The following is a 13818-nucleotide window of genomic DNA, read 5'->3' as shown; positions in this document are numbered from 1 at the left end:
CGTTTAAGACTTGCAAGCCGTCGGCGTCGTGCGCATCTCCGGCCCATGTTCATCCAGACCGAGCCCACGCCCAATCCCAATGCGTTGAAGTTCCTGCCCGGCCGGGAGGTCTCGCCGTCGGCTACGCTGGAATACCGCACCATCGACGAAGCGACCGCCTCGCCGCTCGCCGAAGCCCTGTTCGAGCTGGAGGGGGTGGAGGCCGTCCTGTTCGGCGCGGACCATATTTCCGTCGTCCGCAGCGTTTCCGGGCCGGAATGGTCGGAGATGAAGGCGCCGATCCTGGGCGTCATCATGGACCATTTCGTCTCGGGCGCGCCCCTGACGCGCGGTCAGGCTGGCGAAGCCGATCAGAACGCTGAGGCCGACAGCGAGATCGTCGCCGAGATCAAGGCCCTGCTGGACAGCCGCATCCGCCCGGCGGTGGCCCAGGACGGCGGCGACATCCTGTTCGATTCCTTCGACGAGGCCACCGGCGTCCTGTCCTTGCGGATGCGCGGCGCCTGTTCGGGTTGTCCGTCGTCCTCCGCCACCCTGAAGGCGGGGGTCGAACAGATGATGCGCCACTATGTGCCTGAGGTGACGCGGGTCGAGCAGACGATCTAGGGCGATCCCGCTTTAAATTATCGCCAGACGTGCAAGGAGGCGCCATCTTTAACTTCTGATGGCGCGCTTCGTCCCTGATCCTCATGTTCTCCGTCTCGGCGAGGCGCTCGCCGCCCTGCGTCGCCAACGCGGCCTGTCCCAGGCCGAGGCGGGCGCTCGACTGGAGATGACCAGCCAGGGTTGGGGCCTGTACGAGGCCGGTCGTCGGCCGGGCCTGTTTCGGCCGGATGTCCAGAGGCGTTTGACCGGCGCCCTGGATTCCACGCCCGAGGCCCTGGCTCTGCTGGCGGCCGGCGGTCCGGACGCGGCGCCGGCCGGTCCTGCAGCCGGTCTCGAAGCGCGGGGTCGCGCCTTCTCCGGCGCGTCCATCCCTCAGACCCATCGCCTTGAAGTGACTGACGACGCCCTGTCGCCCTGGGCCGACCGCGGCGTCGTTCTGGACTATCGTCCGGGTCAGCCGCGATCGGGGCAGGGCTGCGTAATCCTGACGACCGACGGTCAGCGGCTGGCGCGCATTTTTGATCGCTCGGCCGCCGACGGCCTGCACGTGCGGGGCGTCGGCGGTCTGGAAGGGAAGGAAGTCATCGACCCCAGCCGGGTGGCGCAGCTCTGCCTCGTCACGGCGCGCCACGAGCCATGAAACGAAAAGGTTGCATACCCGGACAGGTTGCGCCATCTTCGAGCCATGAACAGCCGCCCCGCCGCTCCCCGTCGGAACGCCCGCTCAGTCGAGGCTGTGGACCTGCATGTGGGGGCGCGGATCGCCGCTCGGCGTCAGGCCCTGGGCCTGTCTCAGACGGCGCTGGGCGAGATGGTGGGGGTCAGCTGCCAGCAGGTGCAGAAGTACGAAGGCGGGCAGAACCGGATATCGGCCGCCCGGCTGCACAATCTGGCGATCGCCCTGTCCATGCCGATCAGCGCCTTCTTTCCGGCGCGGGCGGAGGCCGGCGAGCCGACCGACCTCTCGATCATGCGAACCCTCGCCGCCACGCCGGAAGGCCTGGCCATGGCCGCCGGCTTCGCCGCCATTGAGGACCGTTCCGTAAGACAGGCCCTGACGCAGCTGGTCGAGGTTCTGTCGCGCGCGGCCTGACGCACGGTCTGAGCGGCGGCTGAGGGCGGGTTGAGGCCGCAAAGCGATTTCCCATCCGCCTGTCAGCCTCTAGAAGGCCGGCATGAGACTCTTGGTCATTGATACGGCGCTGGGCGCCTGTACGGCGGCGGTTTTTGAGGACGACCGGCCCCTGTCGGTGCGGTTCGAACCGATGGCCAAGGGCCACCAGGAACGATTGGGCGGTCTGGTGCGCGACGTCATGACCGAGGCGGGGGGCGGTTTCGATCGTCTTGATCGGATCGGCGTCACGGTCGGGCCGGGCTCCTTCACCGGTTTGAGAGTGGGCCTGGCCTTCGCCCAGGGTCTGGGCGCCGCCCTGAGGCGGCCGGTCGTGGGGGTGTCCACGCTGGACGCCCTGGCTGATCCCCTGGCGACGGCGGGCGTCCCGGTCGCGGCCCTGATCGACGCCCGGCGGGGTCAGGTCTACGCCAAATTCTTCTCGGACGGCCGGGCCCTCGGCCCGGAAGAGGCCCTGCCCCTGGAGGCGGCCGCAGACCGCATCGCCGCTCTTGAGACGAAGGTTCAGGCGGTCGGCAGCGGGGCCGGTCTTCTGAGCGAAGCCTATCCTGAGCTGAGCCTGGCCTCGGCCGATCCCGTCGTCGCCCCCGCGCCGACGGCCCTGGCTCGGCTGACCCGGTCAGTCGATCCCGCCGCCCATCCGCCCCGGCCCCTGTATCTGCGCGCGCCCGATGCGGCGCCGCCCACCCGTCTGCCGGGACAGCCCCGCCAGACCGCGCCATGATCCGTCCCGATCCCGCCGCCTTGGCCGCCGTGCATGCGCGAGCCTTTCCGGCGCCCTGGAGCCGGGACGAGTTCGCCGTCCTGCTGGCCCAGCCCGGCGTCTTAGCGGTGGTCGAACCGGACGGCTTCATCCTGATCCGGGTCGTGCTGGATGAGGCCGAGATCCTGACCCTGGCGGTGCGGCCTGAGGCGCGGCGGGCCGGCCTAGGCGGGAGACTGGTCGGTCAGGCGGCCGTCGCCGCCGCCAAGGCCGGGGCCGTGCGCCTGTTTCTGGAGGTGGCCGAGGACAATGCGGCCGCCCGCGCCCTTTACGACCGCGCCGGCTTCCGCCCGATCGGGCGACGCAAGGCCTATTATGCGCGGCCCGACGGCGGTCGAACCGACGCCCTGGTGCTGGGACGCGATCTTGCGATGAATCCGGACAAGGCGCCGCTTCCCTGAAGCGGCCTGAGCCCCTATTCTAGGCCTATGGACCGGATTGAAAAACTCTGCGCCGACCGCGGCATGCGTATGACCGAACAGCGCCGGGTGATCGCCCGGGTGCTCTCCTCGGCGGAAGACCACCCCGATGTGGAGGAGCTGTACCGCCGCGCCTCCTCGATCGACCCGCATATTTCGATCGCCACCGTCTATCGCACCGTGCGCCTGTTCGAAGAGGCGGGCGTGGTCGAGAAGCACGACTTCGGCGACGGCCGCAGCCGCTATGAAGAGGCCGGCGACGACCATCACGATCACTTGATCGACACTAAGACCGGCGAGGTGATCGAATTCTTCGACGCCGAGATCGAAAAGCTGAAGTCCGAGATCGCCGAACGGCTGGGGTTCGAACTGATCGGCCACAAGCTGGAGCTTTACGGCGTCCCGATCGACGGCGCCGAACCGTCCAAGCGTGAAGGGCTCATCTTCAAACGCCATGCCGCGCGCGTGGCGCCCGAAGACGTGGATGCGGGCTGAAACCCGGTCTTGTCCTCGCCGGTGCGGGCGATCATAAGCCCGACATGACCGAGACCCTGGTTCCCAAAGCCGAGGCCGCGCAGAACACGCCCTCCAAGCGGCTGTTCATCAAGACCTACGGCTGTCAGATGAACGTCTATGACAGCGAGCGCATGGCCGATGTGCTGCGACCGCTGGGCTATGCCGTGACGGAGGAGGTCGAGGCGGCCGACTTCGTCATCCTGAACACCTGCCACATCCGCGAGAAGGCGGCCGAGAAGATCTATTCCGAGCTCGGCAAGATCCGCGAACTGCGCGACCTCAAGCGCCAGACGGGCGGCGACATGACCATCGCCGTCGCCGGCTGCGTCGCCCAGGCCGAGGGCGAGGAGATCATCAAACGCCAGCCGGCGGTCGACATCGTCGTCGGCCCCCAGGCCTATCATCAGCTGCCCGAGCTTCTGACCCGCACGGCGCGGGCTCGGGGCGAACGGATCGGCGCCGACTTCGCCCCGGACGACAAGTTCGACGCCCTGCCGGCCGCCCGTTTCAGCGAGGGGCCGACCGCCTTCCTGACGGTGCAGGAAGGCTGCGACAAGTTCTGCACCTTCTGCGTGGTGCCCTATACGCGGGGCGCAGAATGGTCGCGGCCCCTGGCCTCGGTGCTGGAAGAGGCGCGACAGCTGGCCGGTCGCGGCGTGCGCGAGGTCACCCTGCTGGGCCAGAACGTCAACGCCTATGACGGCGAGCGGCCGGATGGGCGCAAGTCCAGCCTGGCCGAACTGGCCTACGCCCTGGCCGAGATCCCCGGCCTGGACCGGATCCGCTATACGACCAGCCATCCCAACGACATGTCGGACGACCTGATCGCCGCCCACGGCGATCTGGACGCCCTGATGCCCTATCTCCACCTGCCGGTTCAGGCGGGCTCGGACCGCATCCTGCGGCTGATGAACCGCAAGCACGGCCGTCAGACCTACCTCGATCTGATCGCCCGCATCCGCGAAGCCCGGCCCGACATGGCGCTGTCGGGCGACTTCATCGTCGGCTTCCCCGGAGAGACGGATCGCGAGTTCGAGGAGACGCTCGATCTGGTGCGCCAGGTCCGATACGCCTCGGCCTTCGCCTTCATGTATTCGCCTCGTCCCGGCACCCCAGCCGCCGGCATGGGCCGTCAGATCGAGCCCGAGGTCGCCAAGGAACGGCTGCACCGGCTGATTGACCTAGTGACGGAACAGCAGACGGCCTTCAACCAGGCCCAGGCGGGCCGGACCCTGAATGTCCTGTTCGACCGCAAGGGCCGCCATCCCGATCGCCGCCAGGCCATCGGTCGCTCGCCCTATCTCCAGTCGGTCCATGTCGATGATGCGGATCATCTGATCGGCCAGATCGTTCCGGTCGAAATCATTTCCGGCCAGCAGAACAGTCTGACGGGCCGGCTTGTCGCCTCCGGGACGACGGGCAAGACAGAAAAGGCGGCCTAGTGGCGAGAGATTCCGAGTTCGTTCCGCTGAACGACGCCGAGCTGCGCGCTGTGATCGGACCGAACAGTCGTCACGTCGCCCTGATCGAGGACGCCTTCAAGGTTCTGGTCGAGGCGCCGGGCGGCGGGGTCTCCGTCAACGGGGGCACGCGCGACCGGTCCGACGCCCGCCGCGTGATCGAGGATCTGGCCAAGCGCGCCGCCCTGGGGGCCGAGGTCACAGAGGCCGATGTACGCGCCGCCCTGGGTCAGGCGCGCGGCGGCAAGGGCGCGCCGGGTCTGGCGGCCGCGGGCGTCTCCCTGCCGGGCGGCAAGCGCGGCGCCATCGTGCCCAAGACCAAGGCCCAGGCCGCCTATGTCGACATGCTGGGCCGTTGCGAGCTCAGCTTCGGGGTCGGTCCGGCCGGCACGGGCAAGACTTTCCTTGCCGCCGCCTACGGCGCCTCCCTGCTGCGGCGCGGCCAGGTGGACCGGCTGGTCATCACCCGCCCTGCGGTCGAGGCGGGGGAGAAGCTGGGCTTCCTTCCGGGCGACCTGAACGAGAAGGTCGATCCCTATCTGGCCCCGATCTGGGAGGCGCTGAACGACATCCTCGGCGCCGAGGACGTGCAGCGCCGTCGCGACAAGGGCGAGATCGAGGCCGCCCCCATCGCCTTCATGCGCGGCCGAACCCTCAGCCACGCCTTCGTCATCGTCGATGAGGCGCAGAACACCTCGCGTCTGCAGATGAAGATGGTCCTGACGCGTCTCGGCGAGGGGGCGCGGATGGTGGTGACGGGCGACCCGTCCCAGATCGACCTGCTGAACCCCCGCGATTCCGGCCTGGCCCATGCCCTGCGGATTCTGGACGGGGTCCAGGGCGTCGGCATCCTGCGGTTCGCGGCCGAGGATGTGGTGCGCCACGCCATGGTCGAGCGGATCGTGCGCGCCTATGACGCCGACGCCGCCCGGTCCCGACCGACCCCGGACCTTGAAGACGCCGAATGATCGACATCGAAATCGAGGCCGAGGCCTGGACCGCCGCCCTGCCGGATGTCGCAGCCGCAGCGGAACGGGCCGCAGCGGCGGCCCTGGGCGCCGTGGCGGGCGACATCGTCGTCCTGCTGACCGACGACGAGGCGGTGCGGGCGCTGAACGCCCGATTCCGAGACAAGGACAAGCCGACCAATGTCCTGTCCTTTCCCGCGCCCGAGAACGCCGCGCCCCACCTGGGCGACATCGTCCTGGCCTATGGCGTCTGCGCGACCGAGGCGAACGTTCAGGGCAAGAGCCTGTCGGACCATCTGAGCCATCTGGTCGTCCATGGGGTGCTGCACCTGTTGGGCCGCGATCACGAGGACGAGGCCGAGGCCGAGGCGATGGAGGCCGAGGAGCGCGAGATCCTGGCCGAACTGGGCGTCGCTGACCCCTATGCCGCTGATGTCTCTGTAGAGGGGCAGGACTGACACTATGTTTCCCGACGCCGCGCTCGACCGTTTCGCCGCTCGCGTTCGCGCCCTTCCCGAGAAGCGTCGCGCCTGGACCTGGCGTCTGATCCGCATCGGTCTGGCCTTGTCGGCCGGGGCGGGGACGGCCCTGGCCCATCCGCCGTTCGGGGTGCTGGTCGGCCTCCTGGGCTATCCGCTGCTGATGATCCTGTCGGAACGGTCGGACACCCCGCGCGGCGCCTTCTGGATGGGGTGGCTGGCGGGCTTCGCCTATTTCTTCATCGGCTGCTGGTGGGTGGCCGAGGCCTTCTTCGTCAATCCGGAACAGGCCTGGATGGCGCCCTTCGCCGCCAGCCTACTGCCGGCCGGCCTAGGCCTGTTCTGGGGCGCCGCCTGCGCCCTCTATCGTCGGTTCGCCCCGATCGGCGTGGTCCGGGTCCTGTTGTTCGCCGCCCTGTTCTGCGCCGCCGAATGGCTGCGCGGCCATGTGCTGACCGGCTTTCCCTGGAACCCGGCTGGCGCGACCTGGCGGGCGGGCGGGGGCATGTCGCAGTTCGCCTCGGTGGTCGGGGTCTATGGATTGAGTCTGATCACGGTGGCCTCGACCGCCGCCCTGGCGCCCTTGATCGGACCCGGCGCAGCGCGCGGCCGCCTGATCTCGGCGGGGTCGGGCCTTCTGGTTCTGGCCGCCGTCGGCCTCTTCGGCGCCGCGCGGCTGGCCCAGGCCGAGTTGCGGTTCACCGACACGGTGGTCCGTCTGGTCCAGGCCGACGTCAAACAGGAAACCAAGTGGTCGCCCGAGGCCTATCGCTCCATCGTCGATCGCTATGTCGCCCTGTCGGCTCGGCCGGCGGCCCGAACGCCCGACGTGGTGGTCTGGCCCGAGGGCGCCCTGCCGGCCTCGGCCAATGACGTCTTCGTCTCGGCGGACGCGACGGCCATGGCGGACGCCCTGCGCCCCGGCCAAACCCTGCTGATGGGGCTGGCGCGGGGCGAGGCGGACCCTTCGGCGCCTGAAGGCGCCCGCTATTACAACAGCCTGTTCGCCCTGGTGGACGAAGGCGGGCCGGGCCTGCGGATCGCCGCCGTCTATGACAAGCATCGGCTGGTGCCGTTCGGCGAATATCTGCCGCTGGGTTCGATCATGACGGCCGTCGGGCTTCGCAGCCTGGTTCACATGCCGAGCGATTTCTCCGCCGGGCCCATTCCTGCGCCCATCCGCGTTCCGGGCGTTCCGCCGGTCCAGCCGCTGATCTGTTATGAAAGCCTTTATCCCGGCTTCACGCCCGGCGCGGACGGGCGTCCCGACTGGATCGTCAACGCCTCGAACGACGCCTGGTTCGGCGCGACCTCCGGGCCGCGCCAGCATTTGAACCTGGCCAGCTATCGCGCCATCGAGACCGGCCTGCCCATCGCGCGAGCCACGCCGACGGGAATCTCGGCCATGATCGATCCCTGGGGCCGGATCGTTCAGAATCAAAGGCTTGATCCCGGCGTCGCCGGGGTGATCGATGCGCCCTTGCCGCGCCCGACGGCGGTGACCCCCTACGGCCGATGGGGCGACGCGTTCTTTTTCGCGGGTCTTCTGGCCGCCCTGGCGATTTCCCTTTTCGCCGGCCGCCGTCCCGGCTTGTGGCCGTTGACCTCTCCCACTAGGCTTCGCCTTAGGGGCTGACAGCGGGACGAGGGGAATCGGGATGGCGCGCGAAAAACTCGAGGAGCCCCATCCCGTCGATATCCACGTCGGCCGCCGCGTTCAGGAGAAGCGTCTGGGCCTGGGTTTGACCCAAAGCGCCCTGGCGCGCGCCTTGGGCGTCAGTTTCCAGCAGGTTCAGAAGTACGAGAAGGGCACGAACCGCGTCTCGGCCTCGAAACTGTTCGAAATGGCCGACTTCATGAAGGTGGAGATTCCCTACTTCTTTTCGGGCTTTCGCGTGGCCCAGGCCGGCGTGGGCGAGGAGGAGGCGCCCGCCTTCGACCACGAGCCCCGGATGACCAAACACAGTGTCGAGATCGCCCGTCTGGCGCCGCATCTGCCCCTGCGAAATCAGAAGCTGATCCTGGACATGATCCGCGAGATGCTGGGAGACGCCGCCGAAAAGCAGAGCTGAAGGCGGTCAGCCGACGGCCGTGATCTCCACCGTCCGGCCCGCCACCACCACCTCGTCGCCGATGCGCCGGCCCAGAACGGCGCGGGCCAGCGGCGACACATGGCTGACCGAGCCCTTCGCGGGATCGGCCTCGTCCTCGCCGACGATGCGCCAGGTCTGGGACCGCCCGTCGTCGCGCTCGATGCAGACCGAGCCTCCGAAACGAACGCGCCCGTCGGTCTCGCCCGGCTCCACCAGCTGGGCCGACGCCCTGCGGGCCGACCAGTAGCGCAGATCGCGGGTGGCGCGGGCCATGGCGGTCCGATCGCTTTCGATCGACCCCTTGATCTGGGCGGCGGCGTAGGCGGCGCGCGCGGAGGCCAGTTCGGCCTCGATTTGGGCCAGGCCTTCGGCCGTGACCAGGTTGGGGTGGGGCGAGATCGGCCGGTCCGCCAGGTCGGCGGCGGTGGCTTCCAGATCTTCTTCTCGGGTGAAGGCGACGCTCATCGGCCGAACATAACCATCCCGCCCCCTATAGCCAGCGTCGCGGTGAGCGGGCAAAGCGGGGCGATGACCCACTCCGACCGCCAAGCCGAGCCCGCCATCCATGTGATCGGCGCCGGACCGGCCGGCCTGACGGCCGCCGAGCACCTGGCCCAGGCCGGATTGAAGGTGGTGGTGCATGAACAGACGCCGTCTCCGGCGCGAAAACTGCTGATGGCCGGGCGCGGCGGTCTGAACCTGACCCATTCGGAGCCGATGGAGCGCTTTCTGAGCCGGTACGGTCCGGCGGCTGAAACAGCGAGGGCCTGGATCGCCGACTTCGGGCCGGATGATCTGATCGCCTGGGTCGAGGGCCTGGGCCAGCCGACCTTCGTCGGTTCCAGCGGGCGCGTCTTCCCGCGCGCCATGAAGGCCTCGCCCCTGCTCCGTGCCTGGCTGGCGCGGCTGGAAGGGCTGGGCGTCGAAATCCGCACGCGGTCGCGCTGGATCGGCTGGTCGGGGCCGGATCTGGTGTTCGAAACGCCTGACGGCGAGCGGCGAGTGCGGCCTGACGCCGTCGTCCTGGCCCTGGGCGGCGCCAGCTGGCCGCGTCTGGGGTCGGACGGCGACTGGAAGCCGTGGCTGGAGGCCCAAGGGGTGGCCGTCGCCCCCTTCCGCCCCGCCAACGTCGGCTTTGACGTGGATTGGTCCGCCGCCTTTCGCGCGCGGTTCGCCGGGCGGCCCCTGAAGCCCGTCTCGGTCCGCCTGAGGGATCGAACGGTGCCGGGCGAGGTCATGGTCACGCGCTATGGACTGGAAGGCGGGGCGATCTACGCCCTGTCCGCGGCCCTGCGTGAGGCGATCGAGGCCGACGGTCAGGTCGAAATCCACCTTGATCTGAAGCCCGGCCTGACGGTCGAACAGCTGGCGGAGCGCCTGGCGCGGCCGCGGGCCAAGGCCAGTCTGGCCACCCACCTGCGTAAGACGGTGAAACTGGACCCATCGGCCGTCGCCCTCCTGCGCGAGACCGGTTCCCTGCCGGCCGATCCGCTCAGCCTGGCCCAGCGCATCAAGGCCGCGCCCGTTCGGTTGACAGGGTTCCAAGGGCTGGACCGGGCCATCTCCACGGCGGGCGGGGTGGCGCTGGAGGCGGTGGACGCCCGCTCGATGTTGATCGCCAGGCCGGGCGTCTTCGTCGCGGGCGAGATGCTGGACTGGGAGGCGCCGACCGGCGGCTATCTGCTTCAGGCCAGTTTCGCCTCAGGCGTCGCGGCGGCGCGCGGCCTGCTCGACTGGTTGGGGTCGAAGGGCTGAGAGACGGCTCCGGCTCAGCCGGCCGCCTCGGCGGCTTGGGGCTGATCCAGCTGCAGTTCGGGCGGGGCGGCGGTGGTGGCCGCGCCATAGGGCAGATGCAGGATGAAGGCGGCGCCCTTTCCGGGTTCGCTTTCCACCTCGGCCCAGCCGCCGTGCAGTTCGACCAGGGCCTTGACCAGGGCCAGGCCGACGCCCGGTCCGCCCCGCTCGCGCCGGACGAAGCGATCGAACACATGGGCTTGCAAATGATAGGGGATGCCGCGCCCCGTATCGGAGACGGTCAGCCGTACCTCCGACGCGCCGGCCTCGGCCGTCAGGGTGACGGCCCCGCCTTCGGAAACGGCGCGGGCGGCGTTTTCCAGCAGATGATCCAGGGCCTGGCCGATCCGGTGCTCGTCGGCCCGAATGGGGCTGAGATCGGCGGCGCAGGCGACGGTCAGGACGGCGCCGCGCCCCTCGACCTTGGGCCGGACCTTTTCGGCCGCCTCGTTCAGCAGGTCGCAGACCCGGACGTCGCCCAGCGACAGCTCCATCTCGCCGGCGTCGATCTGGGCCATGTCCAGAACGTCGTCGATCGAGCGGGCCAGCTGGACGGCGGCGACGCGGATGGCGCCCGCATGCTGGCGGCTGCGCTCGGGCAGATCGCCCATCGTCTCCAGCAGTTCGGAATAGCCGACGATCGTCGTCAAAGGCGTGCGGAGTTCATAGGAGACATTGCCCACGAACTCGCGCTTCAAGGCCTGGCTTTCCGCCAGGGCCTGTTCGCGCTGAACCAGGGCCTGTTCCAGGCCCCGACGGGCCGTCACGTCGGAAAAGGCGACCAGGGTGGCGCCGTCCGGCAGGGGGCGGGTCTGCCAGGCGGCGATGCGGCCGTCGATCGTGCGCCCCTCGCCCGAGATGGCGATGCGGCTTTCGGGGTCCGGATCGGCGACGCGGGCCTTCAATCCCAGCCACAGGGCCGGATCGGGCAGGACGGCCTTGCACAGTTCGGCCAGGGCGTCGAAGTCGATCGAGGCGGCGATCCGATCGCTGGGCAGACGCCAGAAGCTTTCGAAGGCTTCATTGTGCAGCCGCAGCCGTCCGTCCGAGCCGAAGACGGCGACGGCGTCGTTCAGCTTGTCGAGCGTCGCCCTCTGCACCTGGATCTGGGCGTTGAACCGGCTGCGCAGATTCAGTTCGTCGGTGATGTCCGAGAAGATCAGCAATATGCCGCCCAGCGGATGGGGCTGGCGCACGACCCGGAGCGTCCGCCCGTCGGGCAGGGACCAGCTGTCGTCCGGCGCGGCCTGGGACGCGCCGTAGAATTCCAGTTCGCGGGCCTTCCATCCGGCGTAGTCCACCACCTCCGGCAGGCGGCGGCGCTGGCGCAGCCGGTCCAGCAGCTCGGCATGGGTCGGCCGTTCGTCCAGCCAGGCGGGGTCCAGGTCGAACAGGGTCTGGAAGGCGGTGTTGTGAAAGGCCAGGCGTTTGGAGGGGCCGAAGATGGCGACCGCATCGGCGAGGTGGTTCAGCGTCTCGTCGTGGGCGTCGACGTGGCGGCGCAGGGTGTCGCGGGTCTCTTCGGCCTCCGTCACCTCGATGGCGAAGGCGGTCACGGCGCCGCCGGCCGCCGGTTCGGCGATGATCCGCCAGGCCCGGCGATGGCCGCCGCCGGTCGTCCAGCGGAACCCTTCCTGACGCAGCCCCAGCCGGCCCGCCTCGGCGATCAGGGCGTCGGCCCCGCGGTCGAATGACAGGCCCTTGTCCAGCACCTCATCCACCGACTGGGCGCCGAGCTCGCTCAACCAGGCGCGGTTGGCCCAGGCCAGTCGTCCGGCGCCGTCCACGATCCAGGTCGGAATCGGCGAGGCGTCGCACAGCAGAGACAGGCCGCTCTCGGTCGCATCGGCTCCGGTCAGCACCACGCGGGACGCCGGCGACAGGCGCAGCCAGGCGACCCCGCCGGCGACCCGGCCTTCGACGCGCCAAGGCTCGATGTCGCCGAGGTCGATCAGGCTCTCGAACGCCTTTCCGGCCTCGACCAGGGCCTCGATCGAAACCGCATGGCTCAACCTCAGCCGCGTCAGTATGGCCTGGCCCGCCTCGCCCTGATCCATGCCCGACCCCACGGCGGCGTCCGAGGCGGTCAGTCGGGCGATCAGTTCGGCGGGGCCGATGGGCGCGCCGCTCGCCTCGCCTTCGGCCGTCAAGGCCAGGCTCACGTCGTCGAAGGCGCGCAACATGCTGTCGTGGCGGCTCAGATCGGCCTGGGCGGCGTCACGGTCCCGCTCGGCGGCGGCGGCGGCGGCGCTCAGACGCGCGCGCAGCCGCAAGGCCCAGGCGCTGACACCCAAGGCCAGTCCGGCTGCGCCTGCAGTGGCGACATAGGCGATGTCGGCCTCGGCCATTCTTGTCCTTGGGTCCCGCGCCCTGATTCGCCTTTACCATACCTCAATGCAGCACGAAAAAGTCAGACCCTCCGATCGCGTCATCGCGCCCCGTTGCGCGCCCCGCCGACCGGGGCGATAGCGGACGGATGACAGAGCCCGCTCCCGACCTTTTCGCCCCCTCTCTGGACGATTTCGCGCGTCTGGCCCGTCAGGCCTTCGACGCCCTGCCGGCCGAATTCAGGGCGGCGGCGGGGGAGGTGGTGTTCCGCATCGACGACTTCGCCGACGAACAGACCCTGGCCGAGATGGAGATCGAAGACCCCTTCGAACTGACCGGCCTCTATTACGGCGTGGACATCGGGCGGCGCGACAGTCTGGGGCCGGCGCCGGAGCCTTCGCGGATCTTCCTGTATCGCCGCCCCATACTGGACGAATGGTGCGAGCGCGGCGACGTGGGCCTGGCCGAACTGATCGCCCATGTTCTGATCCACGAGATCGGCCATCATTTCGGCCTGTCCGACGACGACATCCACGCCATCGAGGACGCCGCCGACTGAATCGTCAGGAGGCGGCGGGGTAGGGGGTGGTCACGGCGCCGGAGATCATGCCGGGGATGGCTTCGCCCAGGCCCAGCAGGATGAACTGGATGGCCAGGGCGCACAGGATCAGGCCCAGCACCTTGACGATGATGGCCATGCCGACCTCGCCCAGCACCCGGCTCAGATAGCCGGTGAGGGCGAAACAGATGCAGGAGACGACGCAGGCGGCGGCGATGGCGACGACCGAGCCCGCCATGCCGGCGTAACCCAGTTGAGCGGCCTCGCCCGCATTGATGATCACGGCCGAGATGGCGCCCGGACCGATCATCAGCGGGATGGCGAAGGGCACGACCAGACGCTGGAACCGCCGGCGGGCGTAGCCGCGCACATCCTTGCTGTCGCTCAAGGCGTCCTTGTCGGCGAACATCGCCAGAAAGTCCCCGCGCGCCATGTCCAGCCCCAGGAACAGCAGCAAAATGCCCCCGGCGATGCGGAAGGCCGCCAGGGAAATGCCGAAGAACTGCAGCAGGCCCAGGCCCGTGAACAGGAAGAAGCTGAGGAACAGCATGGCGAACAGGCAGATCAGGGCCGAGACCGAGATCCGCTGACGCAGGGTGGCCCCGGCGGTCGCGGCGGCGAAGATCGGCAGATTGCCGATCGGGTCCAACAGGGCGAACAGGGTCACGAACAGGTTGACACCCAGATCGACCGCGTTCATC

At 69.3% G+C, this 13818-nt stretch carries 15 protein-coding genes and 1 pseudogene; 13 read left to right on the top strand and 3 right to left on the bottom strand.

Translation table 11 applies throughout. From position 1 onward, the window contains the following. Positions 1 to 45: 45 nt before the first annotated feature. From ACT6Q8_RS23925 to ACT6Q8_RS23875, 11 genes and pseudogenes are all read left to right on the top strand, one after another. On the top strand, positions 46 to 606 hold the full coding sequence (locus tag ACT6Q8_RS23925) for a NifU family protein (RefSeq protein WP_444571567.1): 561 nt from the start codon (positions 46 to 48) through the stop codon (positions 604 to 606). A gap of 58 nt (positions 607 to 664) precedes the next feature. After that, on the top strand, positions 665 to 1246 hold the full coding sequence (locus ACT6Q8_RS23920) for a helix-turn-helix domain-containing protein (RefSeq protein WP_444571569.1): 582 nt from the start codon (positions 665 to 667) through the stop codon (positions 1244 to 1246). 45 nt (positions 1247 to 1291) lie between these two features. Continuing rightward, a complete protein-coding gene (locus ACT6Q8_RS23915) occupies positions 1292 to 1699 on the top strand; it encodes a helix-turn-helix domain-containing protein (RefSeq protein ID WP_054764395.1) in 408 nt (135 codons plus the stop codon). Between the two features lie 82 nt (positions 1700 to 1781). Continuing rightward, complete coding sequence (gene tsaB, locus ACT6Q8_RS23910; protein WP_444571570.1) at positions 1782 to 2462, top strand: tRNA (adenosine(37)-N6)-threonylcarbamoyltransferase complex dimerization subunit type 1 TsaB; 681 nt, start codon at positions 1782 to 1784, stop codon at positions 2460 to 2462. After that, positions 2459 to 2902: a ribosomal protein S18-alanine N-acetyltransferase gene (gene rimI / locus ACT6Q8_RS23905; protein ID WP_444571572.1), complete on the top strand. Its 444-nt coding sequence runs from the start codon at positions 2459 to 2461 to the stop codon at positions 2900 to 2902. Before tsaB ends, rimI begins: the two co-directional genes overlap by 4 nt. 27 nt (positions 2903 to 2929) lie before the next feature. Further along, positions 2930 to 3340 (top strand): annotated as a pseudogene (locus ACT6Q8_RS23900) (Fur family transcriptional regulator); the annotation flags it as partial. Positions 3341 to 3459: 119 nt separating this feature from the next. Next, a complete protein-coding gene (gene miaB, locus ACT6Q8_RS23895; protein ID WP_444571574.1) occupies positions 3460 to 4878 on the top strand; it encodes a tRNA (N6-isopentenyl adenosine(37)-C2)-methylthiotransferase MiaB in 1419 nt (472 codons plus the stop codon). After that, positions 4878 to 5864 carry a PhoH family protein gene (locus tag ACT6Q8_RS23890; RefSeq protein WP_444571576.1) on the top strand — a complete coding sequence of 329 codons (987 nt, stop codon included), beginning with the start codon at positions 4878 to 4880 and terminating at the stop codon, positions 5862 to 5864. Before miaB ends, ACT6Q8_RS23890 begins: the two co-directional genes overlap by 1 nt. After that, positions 5861 to 6322, top strand: a complete 462-nt coding sequence (ybeY, locus tag ACT6Q8_RS23885; RefSeq protein ID WP_444571577.1) for an rRNA maturation RNase YbeY — start codon at positions 5861 to 5863, stop codon at positions 6320 to 6322. Before ACT6Q8_RS23890 ends, ybeY begins: the two co-directional genes overlap by 4 nt. 4 nt (positions 6323 to 6326) lie before the next feature. Further along, entirely contained in the window at positions 6327 to 7979 is a 1653-nt protein-coding gene (gene lnt / locus ACT6Q8_RS23880) for an apolipoprotein N-acyltransferase (protein WP_444571579.1), read from the top strand. A 22-nt stretch (positions 7980 to 8001) separates the two neighbouring features. Further along, on the top strand, positions 8002 to 8415 hold the full coding sequence (locus ACT6Q8_RS23875) for a helix-turn-helix domain-containing protein (protein ID WP_444571580.1): 414 nt from the start codon (positions 8002 to 8004) through the stop codon (positions 8413 to 8415). 6 nt (positions 8416 to 8421) lie between these two features. On the opposite strand, the gene greA is transcribed toward ACT6Q8_RS23875, so the two are convergent. Then, positions 8422 to 8901, bottom strand: coding sequence for a transcription elongation factor GreA (greA, locus tag ACT6Q8_RS23870; protein WP_152949234.1), 480 nt, complete (start codon positions 8899 to 8901; stop codon positions 8422 to 8424). A gap of 63 nt (positions 8902 to 8964) precedes the next feature. On the opposite strand from greA, the gene ACT6Q8_RS23865 reads away from it, so the two are divergent. After that, positions 8965 to 10191, top strand: coding sequence for an NAD(P)/FAD-dependent oxidoreductase (locus ACT6Q8_RS23865; protein WP_444571581.1), 1227 nt, complete (start codon positions 8965 to 8967; stop codon positions 10189 to 10191). A 14-nt stretch (positions 10192 to 10205) separates the two neighbouring features. Here the strand turns inward: ACT6Q8_RS23865 and ACT6Q8_RS23860 are convergent, their stop codons facing one another. After that, a complete protein-coding gene (locus tag ACT6Q8_RS23860; RefSeq protein WP_444571583.1) occupies positions 10206 to 12578 on the bottom strand; it encodes an ATP-binding protein in 2373 nt (790 codons plus the stop codon). 128 nt (positions 12579 to 12706) lie between these two features. Between ACT6Q8_RS23860 and ACT6Q8_RS23855 the strand changes: the two genes are divergently transcribed. Next, positions 12707 to 13117 (top strand): metallopeptidase family protein, encoded by a 411-nt coding sequence (locus ACT6Q8_RS23855; RefSeq protein ID WP_152949231.1) that lies wholly within the window; start codon positions 12707 to 12709, stop codon positions 13115 to 13117. A gap of 4 nt (positions 13118 to 13121) precedes the next feature. Here the strand turns inward: ACT6Q8_RS23855 and ACT6Q8_RS23850 are convergent, their stop codons facing one another. After that, the gene (locus tag ACT6Q8_RS23850) at positions 13122 to 13817 is read right to left on the bottom strand and encodes a MarC family protein (protein WP_054766783.1); all 696 of its coding nucleotides are present in this window, start codon (positions 13815 to 13817) and stop codon (positions 13122 to 13124) included. Position 13818 lies beyond the last annotated feature (1 nt).

The sequence above is a fragment of the Niveispirillum sp. genome (assembly GCF_052437035.1).
Lineage (GTDB): Bacteria > Pseudomonadota > Alphaproteobacteria > Azospirillales > Azospirillaceae > Niveispirillum.
This window is presented reverse-complemented; position numbering and strand designations above follow the sequence as displayed.